Genomic DNA, 17,613 nt, shown 5'->3' with positions numbered 1-17,613 from the left:
CGCGGCACCAGGTGCACCGTCCCGCCGGTGGTCAGCGCGCCGAACACGCAGGTCAGGCCGAAGTCGGCGGCCGGTGTGGAGACCACCGCGAACGACCCGCCGGGCACGCCGATGCGCGGCAGCATGCCGCCCAGGTAGTTCAGGACGCCGCCGTGCTCGGCGGCCACCGCCTTGGGCGTGCCGGTGGACCCCGACGTGAAGATGACGTGGTGCAGGTGCTCCGGCAGCACCTCGACCCGGGGCCGGGTGTCCGGCAGGGACGGCGGCCGGTCCAGCGTCAGCACCTGCCTGCCGTCCCCGATCAGGGGCGCGAACTCGCTCACCGTCACCACGGCGCGCACCCCGGCGGCCTCCAGCATCGCGGCGATCCGCGCCGCCGGGTACGCCGGGTCCATCGGCAGGTAGCCGCCGCCCGACTTCTGGATGCCGAACAACGCGCACGCCAGGTCCGCGCCCGGCTCCAGCAGCACGCCGACCGGCTCGTCGGCGCTCACCCCGGCGTCCAGCAGCCAGTGGGCGATCCGGTTCGCGGCCGCCTCCAGCTCCCCGTAGGTCAGGGCACGGTCGGCGCCCACCACGGCCGGCGCGCCGGGGGTCTCGTCCACCCAGCGTTCGATCAGGTGGTGCACCGCCCCGGCGGGCGGCTCCGGCGGCGGCCCGCCGGCCAGCGCCGGGCCGGTCACCGGCTCCAGCGGCACCGCGCCCACCGGCGCGTCCAGGTCGGCGAGCAGCCCGTCGAGCAGGGCGGCGTACCAGCGGGTCAGCTTGGCCGCGGTGCCCGGTTCGAACAGGTCGGTCCGGTAGGCGAGCCCGCCGCGCAGCGGCGCGCCCGGCCCGTCGTCCACGACGTGCCAGCTCAGGTCGAACTTGGTGGTCAGCTCCGGCAGCTGGATCTCGGACGCCTCCAGGCCGGGCAACTCCGCCCCGGCCACGCCGGGGACGTAGTTGAGCATCACCTGGAACAGCGGCGTGGCCGCCAGGTTCCGCTCCGGCCGCAGCCGGTCCACCACCCGGTCGAACGGCGTGCCCGCGTGCGCGAGCGCGCCCAGGGCGGACTCCCGCGCGCGGGCCAGCAGGTCGCGCCCGGCCGGGTCGCCGCCCACGTCGGTCCGCACCACCACGGTGTTGAGGAAGCAGCCCACCACGCCTTCGGTGTCCGGGTGGTCGCGGCCGGAGACCGGCACGCCGACCGCGATGTCCGCGCTCGCCGACAGCCGGGCCAGCAGCGCCTGCAACCCGGCCAGCAGCACGATGAACGGCGTGGACCGGTAGGCGGCGGCCGCCGCCCTGATCCGCTCGCTCAGCTCTGCCGGGAGCTCCAGGTCGAGCGCGGCTCCGCCCGGGTCGGGCACCGCGGGGCGCGGCCGGTCGGTGGGCAGGTCGAGCACCGGCGGCAGGCCGTCCAGGTGCCCGGCCCACCAGTCCAGGTCGGCCGGGTCGGGGACCGGCGACACCTCGGCGTACTGGGCCGGGGGCGGGTCGAGCGGCGGGCGCAGGCCGAGGCGGGCCGCGTACAGGCCGGACAGCTCCGACAGCAGCAGCCCGCGCGTCCAGGCGTCGGTGGCGATGTGGTGGAAGGTGAGCGAGAGCACGTGCTCGTCGTCGTCCCCAGGATCGCCGACGGCGAGCAGCACCGCCCGCATCGGCGGCTCCCGGTCCAGCGCGAACGGCGTCGCCAGGTGCCCGGCCAGCACGTCCTCGACCTCGGACCGGTCCACGCGCGCGGTGGAGACGGGCACCTCGGCGGCGTCCCGGACCACCATCACCGGCTCGGGGCCGGAGTCGTCGACCACGCCGCGCAGCACGTGGTGCCGTCCGGCCAGGTCGCGCACCGCGTCCAGCAGCGCCTCCGCGCGCAGCGGGCCGCGCAGCCGGAGCGCCACCGGCACGTTGTAGGCGCTGCTGTCCGGTTCGAGCTGCGCCAGGAACCACAGCCTGGCCTGCACCCCGGACAGCGGCACCGGCCCGTCCGCCGGCGCGCGCCGCACGCGCGCCGCAGTGGCCGGACGGGGCAGCGCGGCGGCCAGGTCGGCCAGCACCGGGTGCTCGAACAGCAGCCGCACCGGCACCGCCGCGCCCAGCCGCTCCCGCAGCCGCCCGGCCACCCGGGTCGCCGCGAACGAGTGCCCGCCGAGGGCGAAGAAGTCGTCGTCCGCCCACACCTCGGCGAGTTCGAGCACGTCGGCCCAGACCTCGCCGACCAGGCGCTCGGCGGGTGTGCCCAGCGGCACCCGCACCGCGGGCCCCGCCTCGGGGACGGGCAGCGCCGCCCGGTCCACCTTGCCGTTCGGGGTGAGCGGCAACGCCTCCAGCACGCCGATCGCGGCCGGCACCATGTAGTCGGGCAGCCGCTCGCGCAGCGCCGAGCGCACCTGGGCCACGTCCACGGTCGCGGGCGTCACCCAGGCGGCCAGGCGGCGCTCCAGGCCGTCGCCGACCGGCTGCACGTACGCCTCCGCGACCTGCGGCAGGGCCCGCAACGCCGCGGCGACCTCGCCCAGCTCGACGCGGAAGCCGCGCACCTTCACCTGGTCGTCGATCCGCCCCAGGAACTCGATCAGCCCGTCCCCGGTCACCCGGACCCGGTCGCCGGTGCGGTACCAGCCGCCGGTGAAACGCTCCGCGGTGAGGTCCGGACGGCCCAGGTAGCCGCGGGCCACGCTCGGGCCGCCGATCCACAGCTCGCCGGGCACGCCGGGCGGCAGCGCCCGTCCTGACGGGTCGGCCACCCGGCACACCACGTCGGCCAGCGGCCGGCCCAGCGGCGCCCGGCCCGGCCCCAGCTGGGCCAGGGCCTGGCCGGCGTCGCAGGCCAGCACCGACACCGTGGTCTCGGTGGGGCCGTAGTGGATCTGCACCTCCAGGTCCGGCCGCGCCGCCCGGACCCGCGCGACCAGGTCCGCCGGCACCGCCTCGCCGGCCAGGATCAGCAGTTTGGCGGGCAGGGCGGCCGTGCCGAGGAGTTCCAGCTGGCTGGGCACCATCTTGATCGCGTCCACCGGGTGCGCCGCCAGGCGGGCGGCGAACGCGGCCGGGTCGGTGGCCGTCTCGTGGTCGATCAGGTGGAGGGTGGCGCCCGTGGTCAGCGCGCCCCACAGGTTCGTCATGCCCAGGTCGGCTGCGGCGGTGGAGACCAGCGCGAACGACGTCATCCCCGCCGGGACGATCTCGGCCACCGCGCCGAGGTAGTGCGTGATGTGCCGGTGCTCGACCGCGACGCCCTTCGGCCGCCCGGTCGAGCCCGAGGTGTAGATCACGTACGCCAGATGCTCCGGCCGCACCGCCACGCCGGGACGCTCGCCGGACGCCTCCGCCGCGGCGGCGAGCTCGGCGCCGGTGAGCACGATCCGCGCTCCGGCGTCGGCCACCACCGCCTGGTTGCGCCGCTCCGGGTAGACCGGGTCGAGCGGCAGGTAGGCGGCGCCCGCCTTGAGCACGCCGAGCACGGCCACCACCAGCTCGGGCCGCCGCTCCAGCAGCACGCCGACCGGCTCCTGCGGCCGTACCCCGCTCTCCAGCAGCCAGTGGGCCACCTGGTTGGCGCGGCGGTCCAGCTCGGCGTAGCTGAGCGAGCCGACCGCGACCGCGTCGGGGCGGGCGTCGGCCATCCGCTCGACCAGCGTGTGCAGCGGCGCGTCCACGGGCAGGCCGGCGCCCCGGCCGCGCAGGTCGTCGCCGGCCGGCAGCCGCACCGGCGCGTCCGGGTCGGTGAGCATGCCGTCCAGCAGCTCCAGGTACCAGCCGGCCAGCCGGCGCACGGTGGCCTCGTCGAACAGGTCCGTGCGGAAGCGTAACTCGCCCGAGAAGCGGGTGCCGTCGTCGCCGAGCTCCAGGTTCAGGTCGAACTTGGCGGTCGGCGCGGGCGGCGTCCCGGCCTCGACCGTCAGCCCCGGCAGCGACAGCGGCGCGCCGGTGTCGTAGACGTTGAGCATCACCTGGAACAGCGGCGTGACCGCGAGGTTCCGCTCCGGCTGCAGCCGCTCCACGACCCGCTCGAACGGCGTGCCGGCGTGCGCGAACGCGTCCAGCGCCGCCGTGCGCGCCCGTGCCAGCAGCTCGGCGCCGGTCGGGTCGCCCGCGGTGTCGCCGCGCACCACCAGCGTGTTGATGAAGCAGCCGACGACCCGTTCGGCGTCGGGGTGGTGGCGGCCCGCGTGCGGCACGCCGATCGCGATGTCGTCCACGCCGGACAGGCGGCTCAGCAACGCCTGCAGTCCGGCCAGGAACACCATGAACGGCGACGTCCCGGCCACCGCGCGCACCTTCGCCGACAACGCCTCGGGCACCTCCACCGCGACCGCCGCCCCCTCCCACGTGGGGACGGCCGGGCGCGGGCGGGCGAGCGGCAGGTCGAGCACCGGCGGCAGGCCCGCCAGGTGACCGGCCCACCAGTCGAGGTCGGCGTCGGGCCGCCCGGCCTCCCACGCGGCCACGTCCGCGTACTGCAGGGCCGGGGGAGCGGGGGGCGGCTCCAGGCCGAGGCGGGCGGCGTACAGGTGGCCGAGATCGTCCAGCAGGACGCGCTCCGACCAGGCGTCGGTGGCGATGTGGTGCAGGGTGAGCGCGAGCACGCACTCCTCGTCGCCCAGCCGGTAGAGCGTGGCCCGCAGGGGCGGCTCGGCGTCCAGCCGGAACGGCCGCCAGGCGTGCTCGGCCAGCTCCCGCTCCAGCTCCGCCGGGGCGGCGGCCACCATGTCGACCACGGGCACCGGCACGGCGGCGACGGGCCGCACGCGTCCGTCCTCGATGACGCCGCGCAGGATCCAGTGCCGCTCGGCCAGGTCCGCCACCGCGCCGGTGAGGGCGGCGACGTCCACCGGGCCGCGCAGCCGCAGCGTCAGCGGCACGTTGTAGGCGGGCGTGCCGGGTTCGAGCTGGGCCAGGAACCACAGCCGTTCCTGCGCCGGCGACAGCGGCATGTCCGCGGCCGACGTCGCCGGGATCCGGGGGACGGCGGCCTGCTCCTTCTGCTTCAGGGCGGCGGCGAGCCTGGACCGGACGAGTTCGGCGATCCGGTCCTCACGTACCTCGGTCATCCCTCGTTCCCCTCCATCAGGTCGGCGGCCAGCAGTTCCTCCAGCGCGGCGGCGAAGTCGGCCAGCACCGGCCGGTCGAACACCAGCCGCACGGGCACGGTGACCTGCAACATCTCGCGCAGGCGGGCGGCCACCCTGGTCGCGGCGAACGAGGCTCCGCCGAGGGCGAAGAAGTCGTCGCCGGCCCAGACCTCGGGCCGTTCGAGCACCTCGGCCCAGACGGCGGCCACCAGGAGCTCGGCCTCGGTGGCCGGTTCGACCCGCGCGGGGGCCGGGCCGGTGTCCGGCTCGGGCAGCGCGTGGCGGTCCACCTTGCCGCTGGGCAGCGTGGGCAGGGCCGGCAGCGCGACCCAGCGGCGTGGCACCATGTGACCGGGCAGCCGGGACCGGGCGTGCCGCTCGACCGCGGCCAGGTCCGCCGTCTCCGGCGCGACGTAGCCGACCAGGTGGGCCTGCGCGTCCGTGCCCGCCACGGTCACCGCGGCCTCGGCGACCTCGCGCAGCACGGCCTCGATCTCGCCCAGCTCGATCCGGTAACCGCGGACCTTCACCTGGTGGTCGCGGCGGCCGTGGAACTCCAGCGTCCCGTCCGGCCGCCAGCGGGCCAGGTCGCCGGTGCGGTAGCAGCGGCCGTCCGGCGTGAACGGGTCGGCCACGAAGGCGGCCGCGGTCAGGTCCGGACGGCCCCGGTAGCCCCGGGCCACCCCGGCGCCGCCCAGCAGCAGCTCGCCGACCGCGCCGGGCGGCACCAGCCGCAGCCGCGCGTCGACCACGTACGCCCGCTCGCCCGGCATCGGCGACCCGATCGGCACCCGGTCGCCCTCGTGCGCGCGCACCCGGTGCAGCATGGAGGTGACGGTGGTCTCGGTGGGCCCGTAGGCGTTCCACAACTCGCCGACGCGCAGCAGGATCTGCTCGGCCAGCGCCGGGTCCAGCGCCTCCCCGCCGGCGACGGCGCGCAGCGCGGGGTCACCCGCCCAGCCCGCCGCGATCAGCATCCGGTACGCGGTCGGCACCAGGTCGATCACCGTGGCCGCGCTGGTGGTGATCAGCTCCGCCAGCGCGTGCCCGTCGGTGGCCGTGGCCCTGTCCACCACCACCGACGTGCCGCCGGCGGCCAGGACGCTCCACAGCTCGGAGGCGGAGACGTCGAAGCTCAGCGGCGCGACCGCGGGCTGCACGTCGGCCGGTCCGAGGCGGAGCGTCGAGATCATCCCGGCCACGAGGGCGGCCAGGGCGCCGTGGGTGACCTCGACCCCCTTGGGGGCGCCGGTGGAGCCGGAGGTGTAGGTGACGTACGCCAGGTCCTCGGCGCGCACCTCGGGAAGGTCCGCGCGGGAGCCCGCCGCGAGCCGGTCCACGTCGAGCGTCACCGGCCCGTCCTCGCCGGGCGCCGTCTCCAGGGGCGTCCCGCCGCGGGTGAGGACCGCGCGGGCGCCGGCGTCCGCGGCCAGCAGGCGCAGCCGCTCGGCCGGGTGTTCCGGGTCCAGCGGCAGGTACGCCGCCCCCGCCCGCCACACGCCCAGCAGCGCCGCGGGCAACATCTCGTCCCGCGGCACGTGCACGCCGACCACGTCGCCGCGCGACACCCCGTGCGCCAGCAGCCCGGCCGCGATCCGGTCGGCGCGGTCGTTCAGCTCGGCGTGGCTCAGGGCGACGCCGTCCGGGCCGACCACCGCCGTGCCCGCCGTGCCACCCGCGTGCGCGGCGAGCGACAGCGGCACCGGGGGCAGGTCGTCCGGCAGCCGGGGGCCGGCCGCGCGGGCCAGCAGCGCGGCGCGTTCGTCCGGGGTGACCGGCTCGAACGTGGCGATCGCCAGGTCCGGCTCGGCCACCACACGCCGCAGCAGCCACAGCAGCCGGTCCAGGTAAGCCCCGGCCGCCTCCCGGCCGAGCAGCGCGACCGCGTACTCCAGATGCAGCTCGGCGCCGGCGGCCGTGCGGTTGACGAGCACGCTGAACTCGTGCACCGCCGCGCCCGGGCCGACCTCGGTCAGCAGTTCCAGGCAGCCGGCGCGCACCGGCACCTCGGCGTGCTGCATGGCCAGTAGCACCGGGGCGCGGGGCACGTCGGCGGGCGGGACCTCCTGGTGGACCAGCGCCCGCGTGGCGGCCTGCCCGGCCTGCCGGACCAGGTCGCGGAAGGTCGGCGCGGCGTCCGGCCGCAGCCGCACCGGCACCGTGTCGATCAGCGGCCCGACGACCCGGGCCAGCTCCGGCCGGGCGCGCCGCGCCGCGACCATGCCGACCAGCGTGTCCGGCTCCCCGGCGGCCACGGCGAGCGCGGCAAGGTACACCGCGTAGGGGGTCGCGCCGCACGCGCGGGCCAGCGCGGCCACGCCGTCCGTGAACTCCTCGGTGAGCGGCCTGATCACCCGGCACGTCGTCAGGTCGCCGGGCGGCGGCCCCGCCACCGGCGCCCCCGCCAGCTCGTCGCGCCAGAACTCCCGCAGCCGCGCGAGGTCGGGCCGGTCCTCCTGCTCGCGCACCGCCACGTCGCCGAGCTGCACCGCAGGCTCGGGGACGGGCTCGCCCGCCAGCTCGGCGGCCAGCTCGTCCATCAGCACGCCGGTCGAACCGCCGTCGAAGGCGATGTGGTCCGTCACGAGCACCAGCTCGGCCACGCCCTCTCCGACGGGGCACAGGCTCGCGCGCAGCAACGGCACCTCGGTCGTCACGTCGAACACGTGCTCCACCGCGGCCCTGGCCACCTTCACCGGGTCCGCGCCCGCCGGATGCTCGGCCAGGGGAACGGCGACGGGCGGGTGCACGACCGCGTACGGGACGCCGTCCTCGCCGACGGAGATCGTGCTGCGCAGGGCCTCGTGCCGGCGCAGGACCGCGTCCAGCGCCCGGCGCAGCGGCGCGCTCCCGCTCAGGCCGCGCACGCGCAGCCGGATCGACACGGTGGTGACCGGGCTGTGCGGGTGAAGCTGGCGCAACGTCCAGAACTCGCGTTGCGCGGCGGTGAGCGGGTGCCGGGTCCGGCCGGTCCGCCGCACCGGAGCCGATCCCGGCTCGCGCAGGCGCGCCGCCAGCCCGGCGGCGGTCGGCTCGGTCAGGAACGTCGCCAGCGGCACGGTGTGCCCGAGCCGCCGGGACAGCTCGGTCACCACCCGGGCGGCGGCCAGCGAGTGCCCGCCCAGGTCGGCGAACCGGTCGTGCACGCCCACCTCCGGCAGGCCCAGCACGTCCGCGATCACCTCGGCCACCTGGCGCTCGTCGTCCGTCCGGGGCGCGACCGGGGCCGCGCTCCCCGTCCGGGCGGCGCCCAGCTTGGGCAGGGCCGCGCGGTCCACCTTGCCGGTGGGGGCGATCGGCAGGTCGCCGGTCACGCCGATCCTGGCCGGGACCAGGTGGTCGGGCAGCCGGTCACGCAGCCAGTCGCGCAGCTCGGGCTCGGTCACGCCGGAGGCGGCCACGTGCGCGACGAGGTAGGCGATGCCGTCGTCGTCGGTGTGCGCCAGGACGACGGCGCGGCGCACCGCGGGATGGCGGTCCAGCGCCGACTCGACCTCGCCCAGCTCCACCCGGTAGCCGCGGATCTTGACCTGGTCGTCGGCGCGGCCCACGTAGCGCAGCTCGCCGTCCACCCGCCGGACCAGGTCGCCGGTGCGGTAGACGCGGGTGCCGTCCGGCTCGGTGCCGAACGCCTGCGAGTCGTGGCCCAGGTAGCCGCGGGTCACGTTCGGGCCGCCGATCCACAACTCGCCGACATCTCCCTCGGGGACCGGGTTGCCGGCGGCGTCGCGCACGCTGAGCAGCGCGTTCGCCATCGGCCCGCCCAGCGGCGGGTCGCCCTGGTGGTCGCGGCTGACCTCGAACAGGGTGGAGCCGGTGGTGCACTCGGTGGGGCCGTACATGTTGAGCACGCGGCGCACACCGGGGTTGGCGTACATGCGCGCGACCAGCGCGGCGGTCAGCCGCTCGCCGCCGGACAGCACCATGCGCACGCCGTCCGGCAGCGGCTCGCGCAGCAGCACCGACAGCGCGGACGGGACGCCGAAGACCGTGCGCACCTCGTCGCGGGCCGGCAGCGTCGGCAGCGCCAGCACGTTGTCCGCCATGATCACGGTCCCGCCGGCGAACAGCGGCGTGAAGATCTGGGTGATCGAGGCGTCGAAGCAGATGGAGGAGCCGGCGAGCATGCCGCTCAGCTCCTCGGCGGTGTACGCGGCCGCCTCCCAGCGCACCAGGTTCAGGGTGTTGCGGTGCTCCACGACCACGCCCTTGGGACGGCCGGTGGAGCCGGAGGTGTAGATCACGTACGCGGCGTCGCCCGGCTCGCCGGGCGCCTGCGGCCCGTGCGCGGCGGGCGTCACGCCGTCGACGAGCACGGTGTCCGCGCCGGTCGGCGCCGCGGTCTCGCGCCGCGCTGCCGAGGTGACCACCGCGGTCATGGCGGCGTCCTCGGCCATGAAACGTAAGCGTTCCGCGGGGTAGGCCGGGTCCAGCGGCACGTAGGCCGCGCCCGCCTTGAGCACCCCGATCAGCGCGGGCACCAGCCACTCGTCGCGGTCGAGGCAGATGCCCACCAGGTCGCCGCGTCCCACACCTCGCGCGGCCAGGGCGTTGGCGATCCCGTTGGCCCTGCGGTCGAGCTCGGCGTAGGTCATCCGGCTCGTGCCCGCGACGACGGCGAGGCGATCGGGTGTCCGCCGGCACTGCGCCTCCAGGGCCTCGTGGAGGCGTCCCGGCGAGTCGGTGGGAGGGCGGTTCGCGCCCGTCACATCCGTAGTCATGTGTCCTCTTTCCAGCAAAGGTCAAACGTGCCCGGGTGGGCGGTATGGAACAGCCCGTTCCTCGGGACGGCACGCGGGCCCGGGCGAGGTCGTCGCTGGGCGCGTGGGGTCGTGCGGCGTCGTGCGGGCGGTTCAGTGTCGCGCGGTCGGCGGGTGCGGCGGGGGGCCTTCGCGGCAAATGTCATGTTCTGCGGTTACGTGCTCCTTTCGCCCATGGTCGTCCGCGCAACAGCATCGGTGACCCGGCTTGCCGCTGACTTGGAACCTGCCATGATCTTGCTTGCAGGAGAGCGCGTCATCGGCCGGTGGGCGGGGACGGCTCGGCAGGGGGTCAGCGACGTCCCGGCGCCCGGCGTCGGCCGGAGCGCGCGAACCTCCTGGGCCGGCGACAGGCAAACCCCGGGCTCCGGACGTGGGCGAGGAGTGCGGCCTTCTCGCCACTGCTCCGGAACGCCACACCGACATGATCCTCTTCGCCGGTACGGTCTCGCAAACGGGGTCGAAAGGCGCGAAAGAGGGCGAAATGTCAGGGTCCCGTTGACATCCGGAGAAGGGTTCTCGTCAACCCCGCGCAACAGGAAGCGCGGACGGGAAAGCACATCCGTCGCGGGACCTCGCGGGACGGTGAGGCCGGGAGCGCGACGGGAAGGGCCCTCAGGTGTCGGCGCAGAGGAGGGCCGGGAAAAAGAAGACCCCCGCCGGGGTCGGGCCCCGGCGGGGGAGGTGGCGTCACGGACGCCGTGGTGTGCGTGGTCGAGGACGGCGTGGCCGCGCACGCGGCGCCGCGGCGTCCGGGCCCTGCTCCTGCCCGTGATGGCCAGGCCGCCGACGCGGCCGACGGGCAGGAGAGGACGGACGCCACGCGGCGGCGACGGGTCGTGATCAGCCGGTGTACCGCGGCTTGACGGCGACCGGCTCCTTCGGCCCCGCCGTCCGCTCCACCGTGGGCCGGCCTTCGGCGGGCACCGGGGAGGGCGCCGCGGAGGGGCCCGCGGCGGGCACTGCGGCGGGCACTGCGGCGGGCACTGCGGCGGGCACCGCGGCGGGCACTGCGGCGGGCTTCTTGGGCTCGGCCGAGGCCGTCCCCGAGAGCCCGGCGAGGCCCGCCGCGAGCGCCAGCGCCGCGACGCCGCCGACCAGCATGGTTCTGATCTTCATAGGGTTCCTCTCATCCTTCGAACAGGGCCTCAGCCCTTGACGACGACCGGAGTGCCGATCGCCAGGTTCTTCGCCATCCAGGTGATGTCGTCGTTGCTGACCCGGACGCAGCCGTGGCTGGCCCGCGTGCCGATGGCGGACGGCTTGTTCGTCCCGTGGATCGCCAGCTGGCCGGGGCCGCCGGCGAAGCTCTTCAGCACCGGCGAGAAACCGCTCAGCCCGAAGGCGTACGCGCCGTAGGCCCCGCCGTCGCCGGTGGGCCTCACCAGCTCGGTGAAGAAGTAGCGGCCCGGCGGCGTCGGCGTCCCGGCCTCGCCGGTCGCGACCTTGCCCGTCCTGACCGGCCGGTCGCCGTCGTAGACGGTGAAGCGGAACGCCCCGCGGTCGATCTCCACGCGGTGGGAGGTCTCCGCGAGCGTCACGTCGGCGGCCTTGATCCAGCCCTTGCTGCCGTTGGGCCGGATCGGCAGCAGTACCTGGAGCCAGTCGCCCTCGTCGCGTTCCACCAGGAAGACGCGCGTCGCGCCGTAGTCGTTGGGACTGGTGATCGTCCTCTGGGCCGCGCCCTGTCTGCCCCGGTAGATCGTGATCCGGGCCCCCTTGACGCTCGCGATCCTCGATCCGGCGCCCCCCGCCGGCTCGGTGCGCGCGGCGGTGCTCGCCGTGGTGCTCGCGGGGTCGGGTCGTACGGCGCTGCCTGCGCTGCCCGCGCAGCCCGCCGACAGGAGGGCGAGTGCCGTCGCCGCGGCCGTACGAAGCAGGTTGGTTCTCACCCGGCGCAGCCTGGCGGCAGAATGTGTGGAACCTGTTTGCCTGTCATGCGGATCCCGTATGCACTCGCGGAGTGCGCATAACCTCGGGCCATGTGCGCGTACGTGCTGGTCGCCGAGGACGACCCCAAGCAGGCCGAACTGCTCAGGCGCTACCTGGAGCGCGAGGGCCACGAGGTCCGCGTCGTGCACGACGGACGTTCGGCGATCGACGAGGCCCGGCAGGGAGACCCCGCCCTCGTGCTGCTCGACGTGATGATGCCGAAGGTCGACGGCCTGGACGTCTGCCGGGTGCTGCGCGCCGAGTCCGACCTGCCGATCCTGATGCTGACCGCCCGCTCCACCGAGGACGACCTGCTGCTCGGGCTCGACCTCGGCGCCGACGACTACATGACCAAGCCGTACAGCCCGCGCGAGCTGATGGCCCGCGTGCGCACGTTGCTGCGCCGCACCGGCAGGGCGCCGGAGACCGGCCGGCTGTTCCGGGCGGGCGACCTGGTCGTCGACCCGGTCAGGCACACCGTCACCGTGGCGGGCACGCCGGTCGACTGCACGCTCGCGGAGTTCCGGATCGTCGAGACGCTGGCCGCCGAGCCGGAACGGGTGTTCACCAGGAAGCAGCTGCTGGAGCGCGTCCACGGCTTCGACCGGTTCATCACCGAACGCACGGTCGACGTGCACGTGATGAACCTGCGCAAGAAGATCGAGCCCGACCCGCGCCGCCCGTCCCGGCTGCTGACCGTGTACGGCGTCGGCTACAAGCTGACCCCGGCATGAGGTCGCTGTTCGTCCGGCTGCTCACCAGCTCGGCCGTCGTGGCGGTCTGCTCGATCACGGCGACGGCGTGGCTGGCCGCGAGCAGCACCTCCGGCGCGATCCAGCGCGAGCAGGGCCAGACGCTGGCCAGCGACGCCCAGATCAACAACAGCCTGCTCGGTTACGCCTCCCGCCATCCCGACTGGTCCGGCGTCGCCGCCACCGTACGCGACCTCGCCGCCGCCAACAGCCGCCGCGTCGCGCTGACCACCGAGAAGGGCGCCCTCATCGCGGACTCGGCGGCCGCCGGGACCCCGCTGCCCGCCCGGGTGTCGGCCGTCGTCGATCCGCTGGCCGTGGACGTGACCCTGGTGCCGGGGACGGCCGAGGACCGCATCGATCCCCGCGCGGTGGGCCCCTTCCTGCTGCCCGACCGTGACCGGGTCCGGCTGGGGAAGGCCGCCGACGCATACGCCGCCTGCATGAGACGTACCGGGCAGCCCGTCCGGACGACCGTCTCCCACACCGGCAGGCCCTCCGTGACGACGACCGGCGAGGGCGTCCCGCAGGAGCCGAGCCCGGCCCCGGCGGTGACGGCCCCCTGCGACGCGGTCACCTTCAACACGCCGACGCGCACCGAGAAGGCCGCGTTGAAGCAGCTCAACCTCCTGGTCGACAGATGCCTGAAGGGCAAGGGCGCGGAACGCGGCTCGGTCGGCCTCGACCTCACCTGGGTTCCGAAGGAGAAGCGGCCGGCGTCCACGGCCGCCGAGCCCGGCCAGACGATCTCGTCCTGCATCGTCGCCGCCCGCAAGGAACAGCTCGACCCCTACGTCGCCCCCGCCGCCTACCTGTATATCGGATCCCCGGCCGAGGCCACCGGCCCGCGCATCCCGCTGCCCTCGATCGCCGGCGCCGCCCTGCTCGTGCTCGTGCTGACCGTCGGCGTCAGCGTCATGGCGGCCAGGCGCCTGGTCGGCCCGGTCAACGCGCTCACCCACGCCGCCCGGCGGATGCGCGACGGGGACAGCTCCGCCCGCGTCCAGGTCAGGACGACCGGCGAGATCAGCGAGCTGGCCACGGCGTTCAACGAGATGTCCGAGCACCTCCAGCGCATGGAGGAGCAGCGCAAGGCCATGGTCAGCGACGTCTCCCACGAGTTGCGCACCCCGCTGAGCAACCTCAGAGGCTGGCTGGAGGCGGCACAGGACGGCGTCGCCGAGCTGGACCCCGCGCTCATCGCCTCCCTGGTCGAGGAACTCCTGCTGCTGCAGCACATCGTGGACGACCTCCAGGACCTCGCCCTCGCCGACGCGGGCAAGCTGCGCCTGCACCTCGAACCCGTGCACCTCGGCGACCTCCTCGACCAGGTGGCCACCGCCCACCGAGGCCGCGCCGAGGCCGCCGGGCTCACCCTGACCACCGGCATCATCGGCGCCCCCACCCTGACCGCCGACCCCGTACGACTCCGCCAGGCCATCGGCAACCTCGTCACCAACTCCCTGCGCTACACGCCGGCCGGCGGGCACATCACGCTGGCCGCCCGCCAGGACGGCGACCACGTGGTCATCGAGGTGACCGACACGGGGATCGGCATCCGCGCCGAGCACCTGCCGCACGTCTTCGACCGGTTCTGGCGGGCGGAGAAGTCCCGCAACCGCCGCACCGGCGGCAGCGGCCTCGGCCTCGCGATCGTCCGCGACCTGGCCGAGGCGCACGGCGGCACCGCCACGGCCGCCAGCACCCCGGGCGTCCGCACCATCTTCTCCTTGCGCCTCCCGGCACGACCGTGATCCTGTGAGGACACGTCCTAGGGTGACGGGGATGACGGGATCGGCGGTGGGCGTGCGCACGCAGGAGCAGATGCGGCAGCGGAACCTGAGCGAGGTGCTGCGGCGCGTCCACAACGAGGGGGCGGTGTCACGCGCCGCGCTCGGCCGCCGGATGGGCCTCAACCGCAGCACCATCATGGACCTGACCGCCGAGCTCGCCGCGGCCGGGCTCGTCCGCGAGGGCGTGCCGGCCGGGCGGGGCCGGGCGGGGCGGCCGTCCATCGTCGTCATGCCCGAGCAGGGCACGGTGTACGGGCTGGCGTTCGACGTCGCCGTGGACCGGCTGGTCGCGGCCCGTGTCGGGCTGGGCGGCCGGGTCCTCGACCGCAGGGAGGCGGTCCGCGCCCGCGCCGGGGTCGACCTGGAGGACGTCGTCGGGGTCCTGGCCGCGTTCGGCCGCGAGCTGGTCGCCGGGGCCGGGCCGGGCTCGTTGTGCGTGGGGGTGGGCGCCTCGTACTGCGGGCTGATCAGACGGACCGACGGCACCGTGCGGTACGGGCCGCACCTCGGCTGGGTGGACCAGGCGTTCGGCGCGGAACTCGGCGCCGGGCTCGGCCTCGGGCTGCCCGTCGAGGTGGGCAACGAGGCGCACATGGGGGCGATCGCCGAGCACGTGCGCGGCGCGGGACGAGACGCCGACAACCTCGTCTATCTGCACGGGGACGTCGGCGTCGGCGGCGGGATCATCGTCGGCGGCGAACTCCTGGACGGCGACACGGGCTACGGCTGCGAACTCGGGCACATGCTGGTCAACCCGTTCGACGGCCGGCCCTGCCTGTGCGGGTCGCGCGGCTGCCTGGAGGCCGAGGTGGGGGAGGAGGCGCTGCTCGACTACGCGGGACGGTCCGGCGACCTCGTCGGCCGCGACGGCATCCGGTCCGTCGTCGCGCTCGCCCGCGCCGGTGACGCCAGGGCGCGGGACGCCCTCGACCGCGTCGGCGACTGGCTCGGCGTCGGCGTCGTCAACCTCATCAACCTGTTCAACCCGGCGCTCGTGGTCTTCGGCGGGATGCTGCGCGACGTCTATCCGGGCGCCGAGCCGCGCGTCCGTGCCCGGATCGACGCGCACGTGCTGCCGGTGTCGCGGGAACGGGTCCGCCTGGCCGTGACGGCCCTGGGTGACGACACCACGCTCGCCGGAGCCGCCGAACTCGCCTTCGCCGGCCTCCTGGACAACCCCCTCACCACCTTGGCCGCCCTGCGCTGAGAGGGCCGTCCGGCTTGCGTCGATCGCGGCGGGCGCACGCGCCCCCGGTTCGATCCGCGGGCCCGGGGGGCGTGCGTCTCACGGGGTCACGCGTAGAGGAAGTAGTAGCTGTACTTGCTCTCCCACTGGCATGAATAGTCGTCCCACCAGTTCTGGTCGATGCCCTTGGTGCCGATCCGCTCGCACTCCGCGTGCTCCTTGAAGACGCCGGCCAGTTTCTCGGCGTTCGCCGGGGCGGCGCCGATCGTCAGCGACACTCCAAGGACCATGACGGCCGAGACGAGAACAGCGCGTGCCTTTCGCATTCGTCCTCCTGCGACTGGGGAGATCATGTCGGTGGACATTATCACTCACGGCTCCGGTGGGATTGTCGCGGCGGAATAACCGGGTGCCGGGTCATGAAACTTTCATCGGCGTGAAAGACGCCGTGGGGGTGTATCCGACCGCCTGTGCATGCCATGGATGGTCTGGGCCGTCTCCGCGCCTTACGGCCCCAAAGTACGATTTATGCCGCTTTCCCGTTCTAAGGGAAACGAAACTTCGAAAACTTTGACCATCGTCGCGTAGGTGTCATATCGTCTCCCCGCCCATATCGATGTGAGCCGCGACACTCGAACAGGACGTTGTTCTCACAGGCGCCACAGGTCGGCGTGCTCATCACGGCCGCCCTGCCATCGAACGAGACACGGACGGCCACCCGGGGAAGCGGCGACCATCCGACCAACCGGAGTCGCACCATGCAAGCTCGAATCCGCACGGCCGCCGTCGGCTTGGCGATGACCGTGCTGGCCGCCGTCGGTGTGCCGGCGGCCTTCGCGCCGCCGGCACACGCGACGCAGACGATCACCGACATCGCCTACGCGCCCGCGCAACCGGCCGGCAGCAGAGGGCATCTGCTGGATCTCTACCTGCCCGCCACCGGCATCACGCCCCGGCCCCTGATCATCTGGCACACCGGCTCGGCGTGGAGCAGCGACGACGGCAAAGCCGGCGCGGACGCCATCGCCGCGATCTTCAACCCGCTGGGCTTCGCGGTGGCCGGCGTCAGCGTCCGCTCCAGCGCCCAGGCGATCTTCCCGGCCCAGGTGCACGACATCAAGGCGGCGATCCGCTGGCTGCGCGCGAACGCCGCCACGTACCAGCTCGATCCCAACCGATTCGCGATCATGGGCGACTCCTCGGGCGGCTGGCTGACGGAGATGGCCACGTTTTCCGGCGGCGTGCCGGCGCTGGAGGGCACCATCGGCACGACCGGCGTCTCCAGCGCCGTGCAGACAGGGCTCGCCTTCTACAGCCCGACCGACTTCCTGCAGATGAACGCGCAGAACCTGCCGACCGGCGGGCTCGACCACAACTCTCCCGCCTCGCCGGAGTCCCTCCTGGTCGGCTGTCCCATCCAGACCTGCCCGGCCACGGTGGCCCAGGCCAACCCGATGACGTACGTCGACGGCAACGACCCGCCGCTGATGTTCCTGCACGGCCAGGCCGACTTCCTGGTGCCGCACGGCCAGAGCGTCCTGCTCTACAACAAGATCAAGGCTCAGTGCGGGTCGGCCACCTTCGTCTCGGTGCCCGGCGCCGACCATATGATGCCGCAGGTCATGGACCCCGCCCATTACGGCACGCAGACCGTCCGCACCACCAAGAACTGCGGCGAGACCGTCGGCACCGGCACCCTCGACCCCACCTGGCCCAATTTCACGACCTTCCTGCGCGGCGGGCTCAAGATGGGCACCTCCTGCGAGGTCACCTACGCCACCGAGGTCTGGAACGGCGCCTTCAACGGCAGCCTGACCATCAGGAACACCGGCACGACGCCCATCTACGGCTGGACCGTCACGTGGGCCTGGTCGGGCAACCAGCTGATCACCAACGCCTGGAACGCCACGGTGACCCAGACCGGCACGCAGGTGACCGCCCGCGACGCCGGCACCAACACCTACATCGGCCCCGGCTCCAGCCAGAGCCTCGGCTTCTCGGCGTCCGTCACCGGGACGAACGACATTCCCGCCCAGTTCAAGCTCAACAACCTCCTCTGCACGAGAGTGCCCGCCTGAGACGACCCGGGTTGCGCCGTCGTGGATTCCCGAATTTTATTCGGCGAATCCGCGG

General features: G+C 74.5%; 9 protein-coding genes. 4 read left to right on the top strand and 5 right to left on the bottom strand.

The genetic code is table 11. The annotated features are described in order from the left end of the window. From AB0J46_RS27550 to AB0J46_RS27535, 4 genes are all read right to left on the bottom strand, one after another. On the bottom strand, nucleotides 1-5,036 hold a 5,036-nt coding region (locus tag AB0J46_RS27550), incomplete at its 3' end, for an amino acid adenylation domain-containing protein (protein ID WP_364336769.1). Then, on the bottom strand, nucleotides 5,033-9,778 hold the full coding sequence (locus tag AB0J46_RS27545; protein WP_364336767.1) for an amino acid adenylation domain-containing protein: 4,746 nt from the start codon (nucleotides 9,776-9,778) through the stop codon (nucleotides 5,033-5,035). The genes AB0J46_RS27545 and AB0J46_RS27550, both read right to left, overlap by 4 nt. 882 nt (nucleotides 9,779-10,660) lie before the next feature. Next, a complete protein-coding gene (locus tag AB0J46_RS27540; RefSeq protein ID WP_364336765.1) occupies nucleotides 10,661-10,936 on the bottom strand; it encodes a hypothetical protein in 276 nt (91 codons plus the stop codon). 29 nt (nucleotides 10,937-10,965) lie between these two features. Next, nucleotides 10,966-11,709 carry a L,D-transpeptidase gene (locus AB0J46_RS27535; RefSeq protein WP_364336763.1) on the bottom strand — a complete coding sequence of 248 codons (744 nt, stop codon included), beginning with the start codon at nucleotides 11,707-11,709 and terminating at the stop codon, nucleotides 10,966-10,968. Between the two features lie 90 nt (nucleotides 11,710-11,799). On the opposite strand from AB0J46_RS27535, the gene AB0J46_RS27530 reads away from it, so the two are divergent. The 3 genes from AB0J46_RS27530 to AB0J46_RS27520 are packed head-to-tail and all read left to right on the top strand — an operon-like array spanning nucleotide 11,800 to nucleotide 15,501. Beyond that, on the top strand, nucleotides 11,800-12,483 hold the full coding sequence (locus tag AB0J46_RS27530) for a response regulator transcription factor (protein ID WP_364336761.1): 684 nt from the start codon (nucleotides 11,800-11,802) through the stop codon (nucleotides 12,481-12,483). Further along, nucleotides 12,480-14,255, top strand: coding sequence for an ATP-binding protein (locus AB0J46_RS27525; protein WP_364336759.1), 1,776 nt, complete (start codon nucleotides 12,480-12,482; stop codon nucleotides 14,253-14,255). Before AB0J46_RS27530 ends, AB0J46_RS27525 begins: the two co-directional genes overlap by 4 nt. A gap of 31 nt (nucleotides 14,256-14,286) precedes the next feature. After that, entirely contained in the window at nucleotides 14,287-15,501 is a 1,215-nt protein-coding gene (locus AB0J46_RS27520) for an ROK family transcriptional regulator (RefSeq protein WP_364336757.1), read from the top strand. Between the two features lie 86 nt (nucleotides 15,502-15,587). Here AB0J46_RS27520 and AB0J46_RS27515 read toward each other — a convergent pair whose 3' ends face one another. Continuing rightward, the gene (locus AB0J46_RS27515) at nucleotides 15,588-15,806 is read right to left on the bottom strand and encodes a hypothetical protein (protein WP_358002785.1); all 219 of its coding nucleotides are present in this window, start codon (nucleotides 15,804-15,806) and stop codon (nucleotides 15,588-15,590) included. 432 nt (nucleotides 15,807-16,238) lie between these two features. Between AB0J46_RS27515 and AB0J46_RS27510 the strand changes: the two genes are divergently transcribed. Continuing rightward, nucleotides 16,239-17,558: a cellulose binding domain-containing protein gene (locus AB0J46_RS27510; protein ID WP_364336755.1), complete on the top strand. Its 1,320-nt coding sequence runs from the start codon at nucleotides 16,239-16,241 to the stop codon at nucleotides 17,556-17,558. The last annotated feature ends 55 nt before the right edge of the window (nucleotides 17,559-17,613 follow it).

Source organism: Nonomuraea sp. NPDC049758 (assembly GCF_040674635.1).
In the GTDB taxonomy this organism is placed as follows: Bacteria; Actinomycetota; Actinomycetes; order Streptosporangiales; family Streptosporangiaceae; genus Nonomuraea.
The sequence above is the reverse complement of the archived record's forward strand: the minus strand, read 5'-3'. Positions and strand labels throughout refer to the sequence as shown.